Annotated in this window: 19 protein-coding genes; 11 read left to right on the top strand and 8 right to left on the bottom strand. The window is 66.7% G+C overall.

Going from position 1 to position 18,744, the window contains the following annotated elements; genetic code table 11:
- The first annotated feature begins 49 nt into the window (after positions 1–49).
- Genes GK109_RS07610 through GK109_RS07595 form a run of 4 tightly spaced genes read left to right on the top strand, consistent with a single transcriptional unit; the run spans position 50 to position 4,753 of the window.
- Positions 50–766, top strand: coding sequence for an SDR family oxidoreductase (locus GK109_RS07610; RefSeq protein WP_157239483.1), 717 nt, complete (start codon positions 50–52; stop codon positions 764–766).
- A gap of 41 nt (positions 767–807) precedes the next feature.
- A complete protein-coding gene (locus GK109_RS07605) occupies positions 808–2,235 on the top strand; it encodes an aldehyde dehydrogenase (RefSeq protein ID WP_157239481.1) in 1,428 nt (475 codons plus the stop codon).
- Positions 2,232–3,770, top strand: coding sequence for a D-glycero-beta-D-manno-heptose 1-phosphate adenylyltransferase (gene rfaE2, locus GK109_RS07600; RefSeq protein WP_370460455.1), 1,539 nt, complete (start codon positions 2,232–2,234; stop codon positions 3,768–3,770). Before GK109_RS07605 ends, rfaE2 begins: the two co-directional genes overlap by 4 nt.
- 47 nt (positions 3,771–3,817) lie before the next feature.
- Positions 3,818–4,753, top strand: coding sequence for a spermidine synthase (locus tag GK109_RS07595; RefSeq protein WP_157239480.1), 936 nt, complete (start codon positions 3,818–3,820; stop codon positions 4,751–4,753).
- 28 nt (positions 4,754–4,781) lie between these two features.
- On the opposite strand, the gene GK109_RS07590 is transcribed toward GK109_RS07595, so the two are convergent.
- On the bottom strand, positions 4,782–5,699 hold the full coding sequence (locus GK109_RS07590) for a LysR family transcriptional regulator (protein ID WP_157239478.1): 918 nt from the start codon (positions 5,697–5,699) through the stop codon (positions 4,782–4,784).
- A 132-nt stretch (positions 5,700–5,831) separates the two neighbouring features.
- On the opposite strand from GK109_RS07590, the gene GK109_RS07585 reads away from it, so the two are divergent.
- Positions 5,832–7,214 (top strand): MFS transporter, encoded by a 1,383-nt coding sequence (locus tag GK109_RS07585; protein ID WP_157239476.1) that lies wholly within the window; start codon positions 5,832–5,834, stop codon positions 7,212–7,214.
- 79 nt (positions 7,215–7,293) lie between these two features.
- Complete coding sequence (locus GK109_RS07580; protein WP_157239474.1) at positions 7,294–8,043, top strand: 3-hydroxybutyrate dehydrogenase; 750 nt, start codon at positions 7,294–7,296, stop codon at positions 8,041–8,043.
- Positions 8,044–8,087: 44 nt separating this feature from the next.
- Here GK109_RS07580 and GK109_RS07575 read toward each other — a convergent pair whose 3' ends face one another.
- Positions 8,088–8,351, bottom strand: coding sequence for a hypothetical protein (locus GK109_RS07575; RefSeq protein ID WP_157239472.1), 264 nt, complete (start codon positions 8,349–8,351; stop codon positions 8,088–8,090).
- A 192-nt stretch (positions 8,352–8,543) separates the two neighbouring features.
- Positions 8,544–8,936 (bottom strand): helix-turn-helix domain-containing protein, encoded by a 393-nt coding sequence (locus GK109_RS07570; protein ID WP_157239470.1) that lies wholly within the window; start codon positions 8,934–8,936, stop codon positions 8,544–8,546.
- A gap of 99 nt (positions 8,937–9,035) precedes the next feature.
- Between GK109_RS07570 and GK109_RS07565 the strand changes: the two genes are divergently transcribed.
- Positions 9,036–9,899 carry an SDR family oxidoreductase gene (locus GK109_RS07565; RefSeq protein ID WP_157239468.1) on the top strand — a complete coding sequence of 288 codons (864 nt, stop codon included), beginning with the start codon at positions 9,036–9,038 and terminating at the stop codon, positions 9,897–9,899.
- 187 nt (positions 9,900–10,086) lie between these two features.
- Here GK109_RS07565 and GK109_RS07560 read toward each other — a convergent pair whose 3' ends face one another.
- The 3 genes from GK109_RS07560 to GK109_RS07550 form a co-directional block, all read right to left on the bottom strand.
- Complete coding sequence (locus GK109_RS07560) at positions 10,087–11,568, bottom strand: amino acid permease (protein WP_157239467.1); 1,482 nt, start codon at positions 11,566–11,568, stop codon at positions 10,087–10,089.
- A 504-nt stretch (positions 11,569–12,072) separates the two neighbouring features.
- Entirely contained in the window at positions 12,073–12,285 is a 213-nt protein-coding gene (locus GK109_RS07555) for a hypothetical protein (protein WP_157239465.1), read from the bottom strand.
- Positions 12,282–12,854, bottom strand: coding sequence for a DinB family protein (locus tag GK109_RS07550; protein ID WP_157239463.1), 573 nt, complete (start codon positions 12,852–12,854; stop codon positions 12,282–12,284). Before GK109_RS07550 ends, GK109_RS07555 begins: the two co-directional genes overlap by 4 nt.
- Positions 12,855–13,118: 264 nt before the next feature.
- Here GK109_RS07550 and GK109_RS07545 point away from each other — a divergent pair, with 264 nt between their 5' ends.
- From GK109_RS07545 to GK109_RS07530, 4 genes are all read left to right on the top strand, one after another.
- On the top strand, positions 13,119–13,925 hold the full coding sequence (locus GK109_RS07545; RefSeq protein WP_157242748.1) for an IclR family transcriptional regulator: 807 nt from the start codon (positions 13,119–13,121) through the stop codon (positions 13,923–13,925).
- Between the two features lie 149 nt (positions 13,926–14,074).
- A complete protein-coding gene (locus GK109_RS07540; protein ID WP_157239461.1) occupies positions 14,075–15,772 on the top strand; it encodes a urocanate hydratase in 1,698 nt (565 codons plus the stop codon).
- Between the two features lie 87 nt (positions 15,773–15,859).
- A complete protein-coding gene (gene hutH / locus GK109_RS07535; RefSeq protein WP_157239459.1) occupies positions 15,860–17,452 on the top strand; it encodes a histidine ammonia-lyase in 1,593 nt (530 codons plus the stop codon).
- A 162-nt stretch (positions 17,453–17,614) separates the two neighbouring features.
- The gene (locus GK109_RS07530; protein WP_157239457.1) at positions 17,615–17,851 is read left to right on the top strand and encodes a hypothetical protein; all 237 of its coding nucleotides are present in this window, start codon (positions 17,615–17,617) and stop codon (positions 17,849–17,851) included.
- A 96-nt stretch (positions 17,852–17,947) separates the two neighbouring features.
- Here the strand turns inward: GK109_RS07530 and GK109_RS07525 are convergent, their stop codons facing one another.
- Positions 17,948–18,208 (bottom strand): hypothetical protein, encoded by a 261-nt coding sequence (locus tag GK109_RS07525; RefSeq protein ID WP_157239456.1) that lies wholly within the window; start codon positions 18,206–18,208, stop codon positions 17,948–17,950.
- A 137-nt stretch (positions 18,209–18,345) separates the two neighbouring features.
- Positions 18,346–18,738: a universal stress protein gene (locus tag GK109_RS07520; RefSeq protein ID WP_157239454.1), complete on the bottom strand. Its 393-nt coding sequence runs from the start codon at positions 18,736–18,738 to the stop codon at positions 18,346–18,348.
- Positions 18,739–18,744 lie beyond the last annotated feature (6 nt).

The raw sequence follows: 18,744 nt of genomic DNA, 5'->3' as shown, positions 1-18,744 counted from the left end.
CGGCCGCCCACCCGCCCCAAAGTTTGTATTCCCCAGTGAAAGGAACACCATGACTGCAGAAGTGAATGTGACTGCCCCGAACACCCCCGGCCGCGTGCTCGTAACGGGAGGTGCCTCCGGACTGGGGGCCGCCGTCGTCGACGCCGTCCTCAAGGCGGGCGGCACGCCCGTGGTGCTGGACCGGGACATCAGCAACGTCTCCGGCGTGAAGGCCTTTGAAGTGGACGTCGCGGACCGTGCGGCCGTGGAAGCCGCCGTCAAGGAAGCCGCCGAATCGCTGGGGGGACTGGAAGCCGTAGTCACCGCAGCCGGCATCGACCGCTGCGGCAAGCTGGCCGACGTCGAAGCCACCGAGTGGGAGAAGGTGATCGGCGTCAACCTGATGGGCACGGTGTCCGTCGTCCGGGCTGCGCTGCCCTACCTCAAGGCGACCCACGGCCGGGTGGTGACCGTTGCCTCCACCCTGGGCAAGCGCGCGGTGGCCGATGCGACGGCCTACTGCGCCTCGAAGTTCGGCGTGGTGGGCTTCAGCCACGCGCTCGCTGCCGAGACCGGCGGAGAGATTGGCGTGACCACCATGATCCCCGGCGGCATGAAGACGCGCTTCTTTGATGACCGCACCGAGCAGTACAAGCCCCAGGACGATTCCCGCCTCAACGACCCCGCCAATACGGCGCAGGCCATTCTGTTCGCGCTGAACCAGCCCACGGGCTGCGAGGTCCGCGAAATGCTGGTCTGCCACGAGGAAGAGGGCTCCTGGCCCTAAAGGCAACAGACCACAAGACCGGAAACGACGGGAGGGACACCATGCCTACCACTGCCATCGAAACAACAACGGACCAAAAATCAGCCGCGCCGGCCGGAATCACCATCCGCAACCCGCGCACCGGCGAGGTCCTCTGGACCGTGCCCGAGGCCGAACCGGACGCCGTGGCCCGGGCGGTGGAGGTAGCACGCAGCGCTTCGCCGGACTGGGCTTCCACGGCCCCGGCTGAGCGGGGGGCCGCGCTCAAGGCGGCAGCACGCGCGCTCGAGGCTGCCGCCCGGGAACTGGCTGGACTGAATGCCAGCGAAACGGGCCGGCCGGTGGACGAGTCGCTGGCGGGGATCGCTGCCGGAGTTTCCACCCTGGAGCAGTATGCCGAACTCGGTCCGGTCCACCGCGGACTCAGCCTTCGCGGCAATGCGCTGGCCTCGGATTACACGGTGGCGGAGCCGCGGGGAGTGGCAGCGCTCCTCACCCCGTGGAATGATCCCGTGGCGGTGGCGTGCGGCCTGATCGGCGCGGCGCTGGTCACCGGCAACACGGTGATCCACAAACCCAGCGAACGCTGCCCGCGGCTCGGCGAAGCCCTGGGGGAGGTCCTGGCGCCGGCGTTCCCGCCGGGTGCCTTCCAGACAATTTCGGGCGGGGCAGGCGTTGGCGCGCTTCTGGCACAGGCGGAAGTGGACGTCATCGCGCACGTGGGCTCCAGCGCCGCCGGTGCCCGCATTGCCACGGCCGGAGCCCTGACCGGCGCGCATGTCATCCGGGAAAACGGGGGGAACGATCCCCTGCTGGTGGACCGCGACGTCGATCCTGTGTGGGCGGCGGAGCAGGCGGCAATCGGTGCCTTCAGCAACAGCGGCCAGATCTGCGTGGCGGTTGAACGGATCTACGTCCACGAGGACATCGCCACCGAGTTTTGTGCCGCCCTGGAGGCGGAGGCAGCACTCCGCAACGGCAACAGCACGGTGGCCCCGCTGGTGGACGGGCGGATGCGGGACGCCGTCCACGCCCACGTGGCCGACGCGCTGCAGCAGGGCGCCCACGCTGTGGAGGGCGGCGCCCTTCCGGACGGTCCGGGCTCCTTCTACCCAGCCACGGTGCTGACCGGATGCACCGAGGCGATGGAGGTCATGAGGGAAGAAACGTTCGGGCCGGTTGCCCCGGTGCAGGTGGTGGAAACGTTCGACGACGGCCTGCGGCTCGCGTGCAGCGGCAGGTATGGACTCGCTGCCACGGTCCTGTCCGGCAATATCGCCCACATCCAGCAGGCGGTGGCCGCCCTTCCCGTGGGCACCGTCAAGATCAACGAGGTGTTCGGCGGTGCCCCCGGCGGCGCGGCCCAGCCCCGCGGCATCAGCGGCGCCGGTTTCGGCTACGGCCCGGAACTGCTGGATGAATTCAGCCGGGTGAAAGTAGTGCACATAGCAGCGCCGCCGGCCGCGGACCCCCGCAAGGACCGGTCGTGAGCACGTTGCCGGAAGCCGGGGACCTCTCGCAGCAGCGGGCACTCGCCGAGTGGCTTCCCGGGCGGCTGGCGGCGGAAAAGCCGGCCATCCTGGTGATTGGTGACGTGATGCTGGACGGCTGGTGGAGCGGCAGCATCGAGCGGCTGTGCCGTGAGGCACCCGCACCTGTCGTGGACATCCAGTCCCGCGAGTCAGTGCCCGGCGGGGCGGCCAACACTGCAATGAACCTGGCCGCCCTCGGGGCGAGGGTGTCCGTTGCCGGCATCATCGGAACGGACGACGCCGGCGCGGACCTCCGGAACCAGCTGGTGGCGGCGGGGATCGACGTCACCTACCTGCTGGACCACCCGGACATGGTCACCACCACCAAGATCCGGATCAGCAGCGGCGGCCAGGTGATGCTGCGCATCGACGACGCGGCCAAGTCTGTGCCCGTCGAAGCGCTGGCGGAGCTGGCCGCGTCGGTGCGGGCCGCCGTCGAACACCAGGACTCGGTGTTGGTCTGCGATTACGGCACCGGCGTCCTGGCGGACCCTGTCCGCCGTGGCCTGGAAGAGGCCCTGGCGGGCAAAGGGCGCGGGGATGGCGAAGGGCGCCCACTGCTGGTGGTTGATTCGCACGATCCCCGACCCTGGGCGCCGCTCCGTCCGGACCTGGTGACGCCCAACGCGCAGGAAACGGCGCGGATGCTGGACGTGCGGCTGCCCGAGGGGCAGGACAGGGTGGCCGAGGTGGGCAGGCACGCGGATGCGCTGCTGCAGGCTACGGGCGCAAGGGCGGTGGTGGTCACGCTGGACCGTGACGGCACCGTCCTGCTAAGGCCCGACGGCGTCACGCACCGGACGTGGGCCCGTCCGGCGGCGGAGAAGCAGGCGTCGGGAGCCGGCGACACTTTTGTGGCCGCCCTGACCCTGGCCCGTTCAGCGGGCCTGCCGTTGACGGCGGGCCTGGACCTGGCCCAGTCCGCTGCGGACGTGGTGGTGCACCAGCCAGGCACGTCGGTCTGCAGCACGGCACAGCTCAGCCGCTACCTGAAGGCGTTCGCGGACACTGCCCTGGGTGCGGATGAACTGGAACGGCAGTTGGAACTGCACCGGGCCGAGGGCCAGCGGATCGTGCTGACCAACGGCTGCTTCGATGTGCTGCACAGCGGCCACACCCGGTACCTCAACCAGGCCAAGCAGCTGGGCGACATCCTGGTGGTGGCGCTCAACAGTGACGGCTCCGTCCGGCGGCTCAAGGGCGCGGGACGGCCCATCAACGGGGTGGCGGACCGGGCAGCGGTGGTGGCGGCCTTGAGCTGCGTGGACTACGTGACCGTCTTCGATACCCCCACCGCGGCCCCGCTGATCCGGCAGCTCCGGCCCGAGGTGTACGCCAAGGGCGGGGACTACACCCCGGAGATGCTGGCCGAAACCCCGGCCGTGGAGGAGTACGGGGGCCGGGTTGCCATCCTGGATTACGTGGCGGAGCGCTCCACCACTGCCGTGGTGAACCGGATCCGCGAAGGTGAAGGGGCCGTGCAGACCAACTAGGGTTGGAGGTTCGAACTGGTTGGTCGGACTGAAGCGGGGCACGGGTAATGGCGAAACGCGGAAAACCGGGGGGCCGCGGCAGCCGTCCGGCGGCGGGCGTGGTGGAAGTGCCGAAGGGGACCCGTCCGAACGGTCCGGTGGAGGGTGTCTACTACATCGACACCGGGGACTGCGAGCTGATCGCGGACCAGGACAACTCCACCGGCTGGCTCCTGAAGATCAACGGCGTCATGAGCTCGCACATCGACCTGGCGGACCCGCTGTTCCTGGACTTCGAGTACATGCGCTGGATGGCCGCGCTCATCGAGTCCCGCTGGCCGCCGTCGGGCGCTTCCTCCGGCGGCGTGCAGAAACGTGAGGCCCCAAAGCTGCGCGGCCTGCACCTGGGCGGCGGCGCCTGCTCGCTGGCCCGCTATTTCCATGCCGTCTACCCGGACGCCCGGCAGGTGGTGGTGGAGCTGGACGGCAAGCTGGCCGGGTACGTGCGCGGCTGGTTCGACCTGCCCAAGGCGCCGCTGCTGCGGATCCGCGTTGGGGAGGCCCGGGAAGTCACCGAAACCTTGACGGCGGATACGCGCGACTTCATCATCCGGGATGTTTTCGCCGGGGCCGTGACCCCGCGCCCGCTGACCACTGCCGAGTTCAACCAGCACATTAAGCGCGTCCTGGCGCCCGGCGGGCTGTATGTGGTGAACTCCGGTGACGCCCCGGACCTGAAAAACGCCCGGGAGGATGCCGCCACCATCGCGGCTTCCTTCAAGCACACCGTCATCATCGCGGACCCGGCCATGCTCAAGGGCCGGCGCTACGGCAACATGGTGATGGCCGGCAGCGATACACCGTTCGGCGACGATCCGAAGCTGGCCCGGCGGCTCCTGGGCGGTGCCGTCCCGGCGCACCTGTGGGACGACGCGCAGGTCAGGGCCTTCGCGGCCGGAGCCCCGGTCCGCCACGACCCGCCCGCCCCGTCCATTGCTCCGTAAACGCCGTTTTGAGGCCTGAAAACGGCAGCTACGGAGCAATGGAGGAGGGTTTGCCCCGGCCCAGCAGCTTTTCCCGGTGCGCGGCCACCTGTTCCCGGAGCGCCTGGACTACTGCCGCCACCGCAGGCCTGCGCAGCGAGTCCGGCCGAAGCACCATCCAGTAGGGGAGCAGTTCGGCGATTTCGGTGGGCAGCAGGCGGATCAGGTCGTCGTGGAGGTCGCCCATGAAGCAGGGCAGGAATCCGATCCCGGCTCCGGCCCGGGTTGCCTCCACGTGGACAAAGACGTTGGTGGACGTCACGCCGTCGCGCATTCCGGGCACCAGCCGGCGCGGCGCGTCGAGGTCGTCCACCTGCAGCATCGAATCCACGAAATAGACCAGCGGGTGCTCGTTGAGTTCGGCCACGCTGGCCGGGGTTCCGTGCTCGGCGAGGTAGGCCCGCGAGGCGTACATCCCCAGCATGTACTCGCCCAGCCGCACCGCTTCGGCCCGGTGCACCTGCGGTTCGCCGACCACTACTTCAATGTCCAGCCCCGAGCGCTGCTGCAGCGCCCGCCTGGTCATGGTCACCACCTCTACACACAGCCCCGGGTGGTTCCGCCGCAGCCGCGCCACGGCAGGAGCAGCGATGTAGGCGCTGAACCCGTCCGTCGCGGTCATGCGTACGACGCCGGTAATAGGGTCCGGTTCCTTGCCGGCAGGTCCCAGCGAACCCATCGCCGCCTCCACCTGTTCAGCTACCTGCACCGCCCGGGTGCCCAGGTCGGTCAGTTCCCAGCCGCCCGCTGCCCGTGCCAGCACCCTGCCGCCCAGCGACTTCTCCAAAGCGGCTATCCGGCGGGACACGGTGGTGTGGTTCAGTCCCAAGGATTGTGCCGCCGTCGTGAATTTCGCTGACCGTGAGACGGCCAGCAGGACCAGCAAGTCGTCCGGATTAGTTTCCATATCTGCAATTCTGCACACGAAGGGTGCCTGTTTGGCCATTGAATCGGAAAGTTTCTGCGGCAATACTCATCTGAGCCCATTGAGTGCTGTGGATCACAGCGCGTGTCGACGTGGACACTAAGGAGAAAACATATGAGCGTAGGACAGCGCTCTGCATCATCGGCCGAGGCCGCCCCTAAGGGCGCCGGCCTCAAGAAGATCGTCGCAGCCTCCATGGTTGGCACCGTCGTGGAATGGTACGAGTTCTTCCTCTACGCCACCGCAGCAACCCTCGTGTTCGGCAAGTACTTCTTCCCTGCAACCGGCAACGAGCTGGACGGCATCATCCAGGCCTTCATCACCTACGCCGTGGGCTTCGTCGCCCGCCCGCTCGGCGGCATCGTCTTTGGCCAGATCGGCGACAAGCTGGGCCGCAAGCCCACCCTGCAGCTCACCATCGTGATCATCGGTGTGTCCACCTTCCTGATGGGCTGCCTCCCGGGCTTCGCCGAGATCGGGTACCTCGCACCGGCGCTGCTGGTGTTCCTCCGTTTTATCCAGGGCTTTGCGCTGGGCGGCGAATGGGGTGGCGCCGTGCTTCTCGTCGCCGAGCACAGCCCCAACAAGTCCCGCGGTTTCTGGTCCAGCTGGCCCCAGTCCGCCGTTCCGGTGGGCAACCTGCTGGCCACCCTGGTGCTGTACATCATGTCCTCCACCCTCAGCCAGGAGGCATTCCTGGGCTGGGGCTGGCGGGTGGCCTTCTGGCTCTCGGCCGTGATCGTCTTCGTCGGCTACTACATCCGCACCCACGTCACTGAAGCGCCCATCTTCCTGAAGGCCAAGGAACTGGTGGAGCAGGAGCAGGCCGTCAGCTACGGCGTCTTTGAGGTGGTCCGCAAGTACCCCAAGGGCATCCTGCAGGCCATGGGGCTGCGCTTCGCGGAGAACATCATGTACTACCTGGTGGTCAGCTTCGCGATCGTCTACCTCAAGAGCGTCCACAAATACGACACTTCCTCGCTCCTGTTCGCCCTGCTGATTGCCCACGTCATCCACTTCCTGGTGATCCCGCAGGTGGGACGGCTTGTGGACAGTTGGGGCCGGAAGCCGGTCTACCTCATCGGTGCCGTCGCCGGCGCCACCTGGCCCTTCTTCGCCTTCCCCATGTTCGACACGAAGAATGCGGTCATTATTGTGCTCGCGGTGACCATCGGCCTGTGCCTGCACGCGTTCATGTATGCCGGGCAGCCTGCCATCATGGCCGAGCTCTTCCCAACCCGGATGCGCTACGCAGGGGTGTCGCTGGGCTCGCAGGTCACCTCGATCGTCGCCGGCTCGCTGGCCCCGCTCCTGGCCACCCAGTGGCTTAAGGACACCGGCTCCTGGGTTCCCACCGCCATCTACCTGCTGGTGGCATGCGCCGTCACCATCGTGGCGGTGTTGAGCCTCAAGGAAACCAAGGGCATAGCCCTTGAGGACGTGGACAGGGCCGACGCCGAACGCGAAGGCCTGGCGGTAGCAGCCGCCACGCGCTGAGCTGCTTGGGTTCGGCCTGCTCCGGTGCTACCGGAGCAGGCCGGTTCGTTGACAATTTTTGAACTGGAAGGCTGGGTTAATGGAAAACACGCTGAACGGCCGCAAGGCACTGGTTACCGGTGGAGCAGGCGGCATCGGCGCTGCCAGTGTCCGCGCCCTCGCCGCGCGGGGGGCCAAAGTGGTGATCGCGGACGTAGATGAGGAGGCTGCGGCAGCACTCGCGGACGAGGTGGGGGGCACCTCCTGGGCCGTGGACCTGCTGGACGTGGATGCCCTCTCGGCCCTCAGCCTGGACTGCGACATCCTGGTGAACAACGCAGGAATCCAGCGCATCAGCCCCATCGAGGAGTTTGAGCCGGCCGACTTCCGCCGTCTCGTCACCCTCATGCTTGAGGCGCCGTTCCTGCTGATCCGTGCGGCGCTGCCGCACATGTATGCCAACAACTTCGGCCGGATCATCAATCTTTCTTCGGTACATGGAATACGGGCGTCCCCGTTCAAGAGCGCATACGTTTCGGCCAAGCACGGGCTGGAAGGGCTGAGCAAGGTGACGGCGCTCGAGGGCGGGGCACACGGCGTCACCTCCAACTGCATCAACCCGGGCTACGTGCGCACGCCCCTGGTGGAGTCGCAGATAGCAGACCAGGCCAAGGTCCACGGCATCCCCGAAGCCGAGGTGCTGGCGAAAATCATGCTGACCGAGTCCGCCATCAAGCGTCTCGTGGAGCCGGAAGAAGTGGCCTCCCTGGTCGCTTGGCTGGCATCCGACCACGCCGGAATGGTGACCGGCGCCAGCTACACCATGGATGGCGGCTGGTCGGCGCGCTAGCAGGGCTCTGTTTGGCACCCAAAAAGCTGGGCCGGCCCGCGGGGCTAGTCCAGCTTTTTGAGCTGCCGGTGGTCGTAGAAGAACACGCCGTGGACGGTGTCCACACCCACGGAAGTGCCCTGCAGGAACACCACCAATCCCTCGCGGCGCCCCTTGAAGGGGTCGTCCGCCACGACGGCATCACCGATTTTGTAGGGAGACCGGGGGGCGAAGGACCTTGTAATCCGGTTCCATGCCTGCACCAGCACGTGGCCCAGGCTGACGGGCTGGCCCAGGCTGGACGGGTCCAGGACAACGGTTTTGACCATGCGTACCACTCCTCGAAAGCGGCAGAGGCCGCTCACCCGCGGTGCAGGTTGCCGGAACGCTCCCAGCAGAGGGCGGCCCTCCCATTCCGGCTAAGCACCTTACGCCTAAGCTAGGCGCTATTCACATCAGTCACACCAGTAACAAGTACTCATTTCCTGGCGGCGCCGACACTTGCCTTCGGATCCCCTGGTTCAACGTTGGCCGTTGACGATGTCGTCCGCGTTCTCGAAGGCCCACGCCACCAGCGGAACCAGCAGGGCACTCAATTCGTAGCCGCGTTCGGTGAGGCTGTAGTCCACCCGCGGCGGAATCACCGGCTGCGCCTCCCGGCGGACCAGGCCGTCCCGCTCCAGCGTCTTAAGCGTCTGGGCCAGCATCTTTTCGCTGATTCCCTCGGCCCGGCGCCGCAGGTCGCTCCACCGCTGCTCACCCTCGGACAGGGCGAGCAGGATCAGGACGCCCCACTTGCTGGTGATGTGGTCCAGCACTGTCCTGCTGGGACACCCCGCCGGGAAGACGCCGTCGGCAAGGGCCACGGGAAGGGGCGCCGCCTGCACGGCGGTCCTGGCGGCACTAACTTTCATGTCAGTACCTTACCTTAAAGTGCGTACTCTCTTTCGGGAAGTATTCCGGAATGGGTGTGGTTGTGAACCATGACAGACACCCCATCGGAAGGAATTTTCATGAGCATCGTCATCACCGGAGCAACGGGCCAGCTGGGCCGCCACGTCGTCGAAGCACTGCTGGAGCGCAACGTTCCCGCGGAGGACATCGTGGCTGCGGGCCGTTCCGTGGAAAAGCTGGCCGGCTTCGCCGAGAGGGGCGTTCGGGTCAAGGCCATGGACTACGCAGATGCCCGTTCAGTGGCGGCAGCCCTGAAGGGCGCCCAAAAGGTGCTCCTCATCTCCGGCAGCGAGGTGGGCCAGAGGGTGGAGCAGCACCGCACAGTGATCGAGGCGGCTAAGGCAGAGGGCGTTGAGCTGCTGGCCTACACCAGCATCGCCAATGCCGACACCACCGGCATGAGGCTGGCGGCTGAGCACCAGGCCACGGAAGCTATTTTGCGGGAGTCCGGCGTTCCTTTCGTCCTCCTGCGCAACGGCTGGTACCTGGAGAACTACACGGACCAGCTGCCCGGCACGTTGGCACAGGGTGGCCTGGCCGGCAGCGCCGGAGACGGCAGGGTCAGCGCAGCGTCCCGCGTTGATTATGCCCACGCCGCTGCTGCTGTGCTCGTCGCCGAAGACCAGGCGGGCAGGATCTACGAACTGGGCGGTGACAACGCTTTCAGCATGGCGGACCTTGCAGCCGAAATCACCGCTGCCACCGGCAAGGCCATCATCTACCAGGACCTTCCCGCGCCGGACTACGCGGGAATGCTGGCCGGGTTCGGAGTGCCGGAAGCATTCGCGGACATCCTGGCCGATTCCGATCTCGGCATTGCCCGGGGCGACCTTCTTGTCAGCACCGGGGATCTGCGCAGGCTGATCGGCCGCCCGGCAACGTCGCTGTCCGAGGCTGTGCGCGCGGCCGCTGCGGCTGCCTGACCCCATCCCCCGCGCAGCCCCGACGCTCTCTCACTTAACGCGCACTTTGGGCCAACGCTCTCTCACTTAACGCGCACGTTGGGCCAACGCCCTCTCACTTTCCTCAAGCGAGTGAGCGAGCGTTGGGTCATAACCGGCATTAAGTGAGAGAGCGTCGGGTGGGCGTTGGGCCGGGAGGTTCTTTGCTTTAGGGGCCTGTGGTGACCACCGGCAGCGGCGATGTCTCGTCCACAAGCTCCGCCCGCCGTCGTCCGTCACCCCTTACCCACAGCCGGTACGCCAGGACCAGCAGCGCCAGCCAGGTCCCGCCCACGTAGAGCGCGATGCGCGAGTCCTCGAACGCACCCAGGACGGCGATCACCAGCGCCATAAAGGCGATGGTGAGAAGGGAGGCGGCGGGCCACCACGGCGAAGGGAATTCCGACGGCGGCAGGCCAGCCCGCGCGATTTCCCGCTTCATGGCGACGTGCGAGGCGAGGATCATCACCCACACCCAGACGGTGGCGAAGGTGGCGATGGAGGCTATGAGGACAAAAACGTTTTCCGGGATGACGGCGTTGAGGACCACGCCCACCAGGAGGATCGCGGCCATGATCACCACCGTCATCCAAGGGACGCCGTGCCTGGACACTTTGCCGAAGACGGAGGGAGCGTGGCCTTGGCGGGACAGGCCGAAGAGGATGCGACCGGCGCCGAAGATGTCGCTGTTGATGGCGGACAGCGCCGCGGTGATCACCACGGCGTTGAGGATGTGAGGTGCCGCCGGGATGCCCAGCCCGCTGAAGATCTGGACGAAGGGGCTGCCATTGCTGCCGATCCCGTCCCAAGGGAAGAGGCTCATGAGTACCGCCAGCGTCAGGACGTAGAACAGCAGGACGCGCACCGGAACAGTATTGACGGCCTTGGGGATGACCTGTTTGGGGTTGGCGGCCTCTCCGGCTGTGATGCCGAGCGTCTCGATCCCACCGAACGCAAACATCACGACGGCGAAGGATGCGAGCAGCCCCTCAAAGCCGAACGGGAAGAATCCCCCGTGCTCTACAAGGTTCCCGAGGCCCGGCGCAACAGTTGAGCCTCCGGCCTGGAAGCCGAAAACGATGATGGCCGCACCGCCGGCGATCATGGCGATGATGGCCGCCACCTTGACCAGCGAGAACCAGAACTCCAGCTCGCCGAAGACCTTGACGCTGAGCAGGTTGAGCCCGGCGAGGAAAAGGATGATGGCCAGGATCCAGATCCAGCGTTCAACCTGGGGGAACCAGAAGCCCATGTAGATGCTGAATGCGGTGACGTCGGCGATGGCCACGATCGCCATTTCGAAGACGTAGGTCCAGCCGGTCACAAAGCCGGCCAGCGGGCCGAGGTAGCGGCTGGCGTACTGGCCGAACGAGCCGGAGACGGGATGCCGCACGGCCATCTCGCCGAGGGCCCGCATCACCATGAACACCGCCGCGCCGCCGATGATGTAGGCCAGCAGGACGGCAGGGCCGGCTTTTTGGATGGCCGAGGCCGAACCGTAGAAAAGGCCCGTACCGATCGCCGAGCCCAGCGCCATAAACCGGATGTGGCGCACGTTCAGGCCCCGATTGAGGACGCTTCCGACGGCGGATCTTGCGGTTTGCTGTGCGGCCGGACTTTCGTTCCGGGTTGGGCTTGGTGCTTGTTGCATGCGAATAACCTTCTCGTCATTGGGAGGGGAACCGCTAACCAGCAGACCACTTTGCCGGGCGACGTGATGAGCCTCACGGGGCCTCGGTGTCTTTCATTCCAGATTGGACGGGTCGCTGCCTTTCGGTTTCGGATGGCGCGGGCCACGGACGGGTTATCCACATACGCACGGATACTGGATGATCCTCGCAGGCCCCTCCGGGACGCTGGAGACATGGGAAGCAAAGCAGACTGGGAAACGGAACACAGAAAAGCTCTCGAGGCAATCCTCCGGGCACTCTATGGTGCCTTGGTGCGGGATGCCGCAGCAGAAAATAGTCCGCCATCGGCCTATGGTCGTACCGTGGATGCGGTTGCCAGGAAGGGCTTTAACTTGGCCCAGCTCGCAGAGTATGTACGCATTCAAGCCAGGATCGAGGCTGTGAAGGTCACGCTCTACGCAGGATATCCGGGTACCCCGGATCCGGTCCCTCCAGCGCCTTCATCGCCGGGGAATGGCCACACTTCAGGGCTCGAAGGTGAGCCCGCGCTCGGCGGCGGCCGCCTCAAGGATCCGGACGGCCTTCGGGCCGATGCCGTGCATTGCCAGCAGCTCCAGGCGGCCCAACGAGGCGGCCTCGGCCAGTGAGGTGACGCCCGCCCGCATCAGGGCACTGTTGGCAGGCCGGCCAACAGGGGGCAGGTCCCCGATCTGTGCAGGAACATCCCGCGTGCTCATGCCTGCCTCGCCGCGGTTTCGATGGCTGCGCAGTGGGCGGCCCATTCCTCCGGGCTGCGCCTGGTGAGGTTCGGATCCCCTGGACGCTGCCCCGCCCTGCCGTCGATGAGTTCTCGCAGGATGTCTGCATGGCCCAGGTGATGGGCACGTTCGGCAACCATATGGACCAGGATCTGGTGCAGGGTGACGTTGCGCCGCTCCTCAGGCCACCATGGAACTGCTCCGGGGGCGTCAGCGGGCAATGCTTCGATGGTCGCGTCGCTGTGAGCCGCGGCGAAGTGGTGCAGTTCGATGATGTCCGCTCGGGATTCGTCAGCGGTCGCCCACATGTCCGAATCCGGCGCGGCGCCGTCGTCCAGCCATGGGAGGTGCCTCCCGCTGGGGCGGCCGAACACCACGCCGAAATAGTCCACCTCCACGCTGGCCACATGTTTGACCAGGCCGAGCAGGTTGGTGCCGGTTGGCGTCAGTGGCCGGCGGACGTCGTATTCACTCAGGCCATCCAGCTTGCCGAGCAGGCTGTCACGCCTGCCCCGGAGGTAGTGGTGAAGGGTCTCTTTTTCATCCATGACGGGACTCTACCCAACTGCAACGGCTCCAGCGGCCTTCGTTCGGGGTCGTGGACGGCCTAAGGCCCAGCGCAGGGCAGCAAGGTTGATGGACGGGCGGCAACTGTCCGGTATACCAGACATATTGGGCGCGTTCCTCCGTGTGACGAGCCCCCCGGTGGCGCAAGCTTAAGTACGGGATCCCGGATATCGCCGGGCTTTACCGAGGGGCGATGAGGAGGACCGGTGTTAATTACCGAACCAGGGCCGCAGGCCGGCAGCGGGATGAAAGCTGCGCCAAGGGCGGCCTCAAAGGTGACGTCCAAGGTCCCTGCCGCCGAAAACACGCTGCGCATCCTCAAACTGCTGGCTTCGCGGCGGGGGCCGATGGCGGCGTCGCAGATCGCTTCATCCCTGGGCCTGCCGCGCTCCAGTGTCTACCACCTGCTGGGCGTAATGGAGGCGAACGGTTTTGTGCTCCACCTGCATGAGGAACAGCGCTACGGGCTGGGCATCAGCGCCTTTGAACTCAGTTCCGCTTACTCCAGGCAGGAGCCACTGTCGAGGCTGGGCCGTCCGCTGCTTGCCTCCCTCGTGGATGCGGTTGGCGAGAGTTCCCACCTGGCCGTGCTTCATGGCCGGGACGTGCTGTACATCGTGGAGGAGAGGGCCAAAAACCGCCCCTCCCTGGTGACGGACGTCGGCGTCCGGCTTCCCAGCCACCTCACCGCCAGCGGCCGTGCCATCCTTGCGGCGCTGCCCAAGTCCCAGGTGCGTGCGCTGTACCCCAATGCCGCGGCCTTTACCGCAAGGCATGAGGTGGAAGGCGCCATCATGAAGTACTCGGCACTGTCCTCCCACCTGGACCAGGTCAGGCAGCGCGGCTACGCCACCGAACACGGCGAGGTCACGCCCGGTTTCGGCTCCATCGCCGCCGCGGTCACGGACCACCTGGGATGGCCGACGGCGGCAGTCGCCGTGACGTTCCTCGAGGACAAAGTGCCGGCGGAGCAGTGGCCGGTGCTGGCCGCGCGCGTCCAGAAGGTGGCCGACGAACTCTCGGTCCGGCTCCACGGCCGCCCCGCAAAGTAGCCCGGCGCCGGGAGGGGAACAGGTCTGGAATCCCGGACAGCACCCCCTCGAAAGCCCTGTCCGGGCCGTCACGGACGGGCTTTAGTTGATACAGAACCTCTTCGCATCACCGCGAACACCACACTCGCCCTACACACGAAGGAGCCACCATGGCACCCGCCGATTTCACCACCGGTGCCCGCCCGGTCAAAGCTGCCCGCGGCACCGTGCTCACCGCCAAGTCCTGGCAGACGGAGGCCCCGCTGCGCATGCTGATGAACAACCTGGACCCGGAGGTGGCCGAACGCCCCGATGACCTGGTGGTCTACGGCGGCACGGGCCGGGCCGTCCGGTCCTGGGCAGCGTTCGACGCCATCACCCGCACCCTGGAAACCATGGAAAAGGACGAGACCCTCCTGGTCCAGTCCGGCAAGCCGGTGGGTGTCTTCCGCACCAACGAGTGGGCCCCCCGCGTCCTGCTGGCCAACTCCAACCTGGTGGGTGACTGGGCCAACTGGCCCGAATTCCGCCGGCTCGAGGCCGAGGGCCTGATGATGTACGGCCAGATGACCGCCGGGTCCTGGATCTACATCGGCACCCAGGGCATCCTGCAGGGCACGTTCGAGACCTTCGCAGCCGTTGCCCGGAAACTCGCCGGGGATGAGAACGGCACCCTCGCCGGGACCCTGACCTTGACCGGCGGCTGCGGCGGCATGGGCGGCGCCCAGCCGCTCGCCGTCACCCTGAACGAGGGCGCCTGCCTGATTGTCGACGTCGATGAGACCCGCCTGCGCCGCCGCGCCGGCAAGCGCTACCTCGACGAGGTCGAAACAGACCTCGACGCCGCCATCACCAAGGTGCTCAAGGCCAAGGAAGAGCGCCGCGGCTGGTCCGTGGGCTACGTGGGCAACGCCGCCACCGTCTTCCCCGAAATCCTGCGCCGCCACAAGGCCGGCGAACTCACCGTCGACATCGTCACCGACCAGACCTCGGCGCACGACCCGCTGAGCTACCTCCCAGAGGGCATCACCGTTGAGGAATGGCACCGCGAAGCCGCGGCTGACCCGGAGGGATTCACCAAGAAAGCCCAGGCCTCGATGGCCAAGCACGTCCAGGCCATGGTCGAGTTCCAGGACGCCGGCGCCGAGGTCTTCGACTACGGCAACTCCATCCGCGACGAAGCCCGCAAGGGCGGGTACACCCGCGCCTTCGAATTCCCCGGCTTCGTCCCGGCCTACATCCGCCCGCTGTTCTGCGAGGGCCTCGGCCCGTTCCGCTGGGTTGCCCTGTCCGGCGACCCCGAAGACATCCGCGTCACGGACGAAGCCATCAAGGAACTGTTCCCGGAGAACAAGCACCTGCACCGCTGGATCGATGCTGCCGCGGAGCGCGTCGAGTTCGAAGGCCTGCCGGCCCGGATCTGCTGGCTCGGCTACGGCGACCGCGCCAAGGCCGGCCTGCTCTTCAACCAGCTCGTGAAGGACGGCAAGGTCAAGGCCCCCATCGTCATCGGCCGCGACCACCTCGACTCCGGCTCCGTCGCCTCGCCGTACCGCGAGACCGAGTCCATGGCCGACGGTTCCGACGCGATCGCTGACTGGCCTCTGCTCAACGCCCTGCTCAACACCGCTTCCGGCGCCACCTGGGTCTCAATCCACCACGGCGGAGGTGTAGGCATCGGCCGCTCGATCCATGCCGGCCAGGTCTCCGTCGCCGACGGCACCGACCTCGCCGCGCAGAAGCTCGAACGCCTCCTTACCAACGACCCCGGCATGGGAGTCATCCGCCACGCCGACGCCGGGTACGACCGCGCCCTCGAGGTCGCCAGGGAACGCGGCGTCCGCATCCCCATGAACGAGACACACTAACCAACCCCACATCGATTGCTCCGTACCTGTCGTTTAGAGCCCGCAATACGACAGGTACGGAGCAATCGATCCACAGAAGTAGGAACCATGACCGCAATAACCCACGAACCGCTGACCGTTACCCTCGGGTCCAGCGGCGTTACGCCCGAGGACGTGCTCGCCGTCGCGCGCCACAACGCGAAGGTGACCATCTCCCCGGAAGCACTGGACACGGTGGCAAAAGTCCGCGCCCACATCGACGAGCTCGCAGCCAGCGACGTCCCGGCCTACGGAATTTCCACCGGCTTTGGTGCCCTGGCCAACCGGCACATCCCGAATGAGCTGCGCACCCAGCTGCAGAAGAGCCTGATCCGCAGCCACGCAGCCGGCATGGGACCGGCAGTGGAGCGCGAAGTGGTGCGCGGCATCATGTTCCTGCGAGCCAAGACCCTGGCGTCCGGCCGCACCGGCGTCCGGCCCGTGGTCCTGCAGACCATGGTGGACGTGCTCAACGCCGGCATCACGCCGCTGGTCCGCGAGTTCGGCTCGCTCGGCTGCTCGGGCGACCTCGCACCGCTGTCCCACTGCGCCCTGGTGCTCATGGGCGAGGGCGAGGCGGAAGGGCCCGACGGCGTGACGTACGGCGGCCGCGGCGAACAGCCTGTCGCGGTACTGCTTGCAGAACACGGCATCGAACCGGTCACCCTCGCGGAAAAGGAAGGCCTGGCCCTGGTCAACGGCACCGAAGGCATGCTGGGCATGCTCCTCATGGCCATCGCGGACCTTCGCCAGCTGCTGACGACGGCGGACATCACCGCGGCGATGAGCGTCGAGGCACTGCTGGGCACCGACCAGGTGTTCCTGCCGGAGCTGCACGCCGCGCTTCGTCCGCATCCGGGGCAGGCCGCCAGCGCCGACAACATGCTGCGTGTCCTGTCCGGTTCCCCCATCGTCGCTTCCCACAAGGTTGGCGACAACAGGGTCCAGGACGCCTACTCGCTCCGCTGCGCCCCGCAGGTTGCCGGCGCCGTAAGGGACACAGTGGACCACGCGGCCCTGGTGGCGTCCCGCGAACTGGCGGCCGCCATCGACAACCCTGTGGTGCTGCCTGACGGAACGGTCAGCTCCAACGGCAACTTCCATGGTGCGCCGGTGGCCTACGTGTTGGACTTCCTGGCCATCGCCGTCGCGGACCTGAGCTCCATCGCGGAACGCCGGACGGACAGGATGCTGGATCCGGCCCGCTCCCACGGCCTGCCGGCCTTCCTTGCGGCCGACCCCGGCGTGGACTCAGGGCTGATGATTGCCCAGTACACCCAGGCCGGCCTGGTCTCGGACAACAAGCGGCTTGCTGTTCCCGCCTCCGTGGACTCCATCCCCAGTTCCGCCATGCAGGAAGACCACGTCTCGATGGGCTGGCACGCCGCACGCAAGCTGCGGAAGGCGGTGGAGAACCTGCGCCGGGTCCTCGCCATCGAGCTGGTGACGTCGGCACGCGCCCTGGACATCCGCAGCCGGCTCTCCGGTGGGGTCCTGACGCCGGGGCCGGCGGGCGCCGCCGTCGTCTCCGCTTTGCGCGGCGTGGTGGACGGGCCGGGGACGGACCGCTTCCTGTCACCCGAGCTCGAGGCTGCCGACAGGCTGGTGGCCTCGGGCGAGGTGCGCAGGGCGGCCGAATCCGCCGTCGGAATCCTCTCCTGAATCCGAAGAATCTTCAGGGCGTGCGCACTCGGCGTCCACTTGGTGGAATTTCATCCGACACGTTCCACCGCGGGGCGCCGAGTGTAGTAGAAATGAAGATGTAGTGAAAGTCACATCAAAGAGGCTGTGGCGCAGAACGTATACAAAGGGGTAGAAGTTCAAATGAAAGCTCGTGGGGCAGTTTTATCAAGGCGCAACGCCCATTCCGCCGCTGTTTCCGACTGGAGGACCCTCAAGGCCGGGGACCACGTGGAGATCATCAAGCATGCGCACGTGGTTGCCGCCGGGGAGGTGGAGGAGGTGTCCCAGAGCGGAAACGTTCTGTGGCTGGTGCCGGCCGGTCCGTCGGAGAAGCAGCTCTTCCTCAAATCCGACGGCGTGCAGGTGCGCCGCGGCTAGCAGCCCCGGGAAGCACACCAACAGAAATCCCCGCCTACTGCTTGCGCAGGGCGGGGATTTCTTTTTGTCCGGGGCATGCCCCGGCAGGATTGCCGGTCAGGCGGCGATGGCCTCGTAGGTTTCGCCGAACGGTACCGATTCGTCCAGGGCTACGGTGTAGCGGCCCGGATGCAGCCTGGTGACCAGGATGCCGCAGGAGGCTTCCTGCGCGGCGACCTCGATCAGCTCGGACACGGCCTCTTCCAGGCCGGCGTGGACTTCGCGCGCATTGGAAAACTCCAGGTCGATGGACCTGGCTGCCGAGGCGTCGGCGGGGGAGGAAACGGCGGGGACGCGTTCCAGGGTGGCTGTAGTCATTTGGGAGAACTTTCTGTGTTTCATGCCTAAGGGCCCTGCCATTCTACCGGCTGCTTCCGCAAAATGTCAGATGACTGCTCTTTGGCTGCCCCGCTTGCCACCGTTTTCACCGCCGGGAACGCATCACCGCGGCAGCGTTAACCGGCTTTCACCGCCAGGACCGGGCAGTCGGCCTCCAGCAGGATCCGCTGCGACACGCTGCCCATGATGAGCTTGCCCACCGGCGTCCGCCGGCGCAGTCCGATCACGATCAGTTCGGCATTGTGTTCCTCCGCGGCGTCCAGGACTTCGGCCGCGGCGTCGTGGCCGCGGACCGGCTGCTTGATCACGTGCTGGATGCCCTGGATGGCCAGGCGGTCCTCGATGCTTTGGATCTCCGGCTCCTGGGCATACCGGTTGTCCACCAGTGCGTCGCCTTTGGACGAGTTGATGACCAGCAGCGTGGTGTTGCCCTTCCGGGCTTCGGCAATGGCCTGGGTCAGGGCAGCTTCACCCTCGGGGGTTGGGACGTATCCCACCACGATCGTCATGGTATC

It is taken from the genome of Pseudarthrobacter sp. GA104, assembly GCF_009741265.1.
GTDB lineage: Bacteria > Actinomycetota > Actinomycetes > Actinomycetales > Micrococcaceae > Arthrobacter.
The sequence above is the reverse complement of the archived record's forward strand: the minus strand, read 5'-3'. Positions and strand labels throughout refer to the sequence as shown.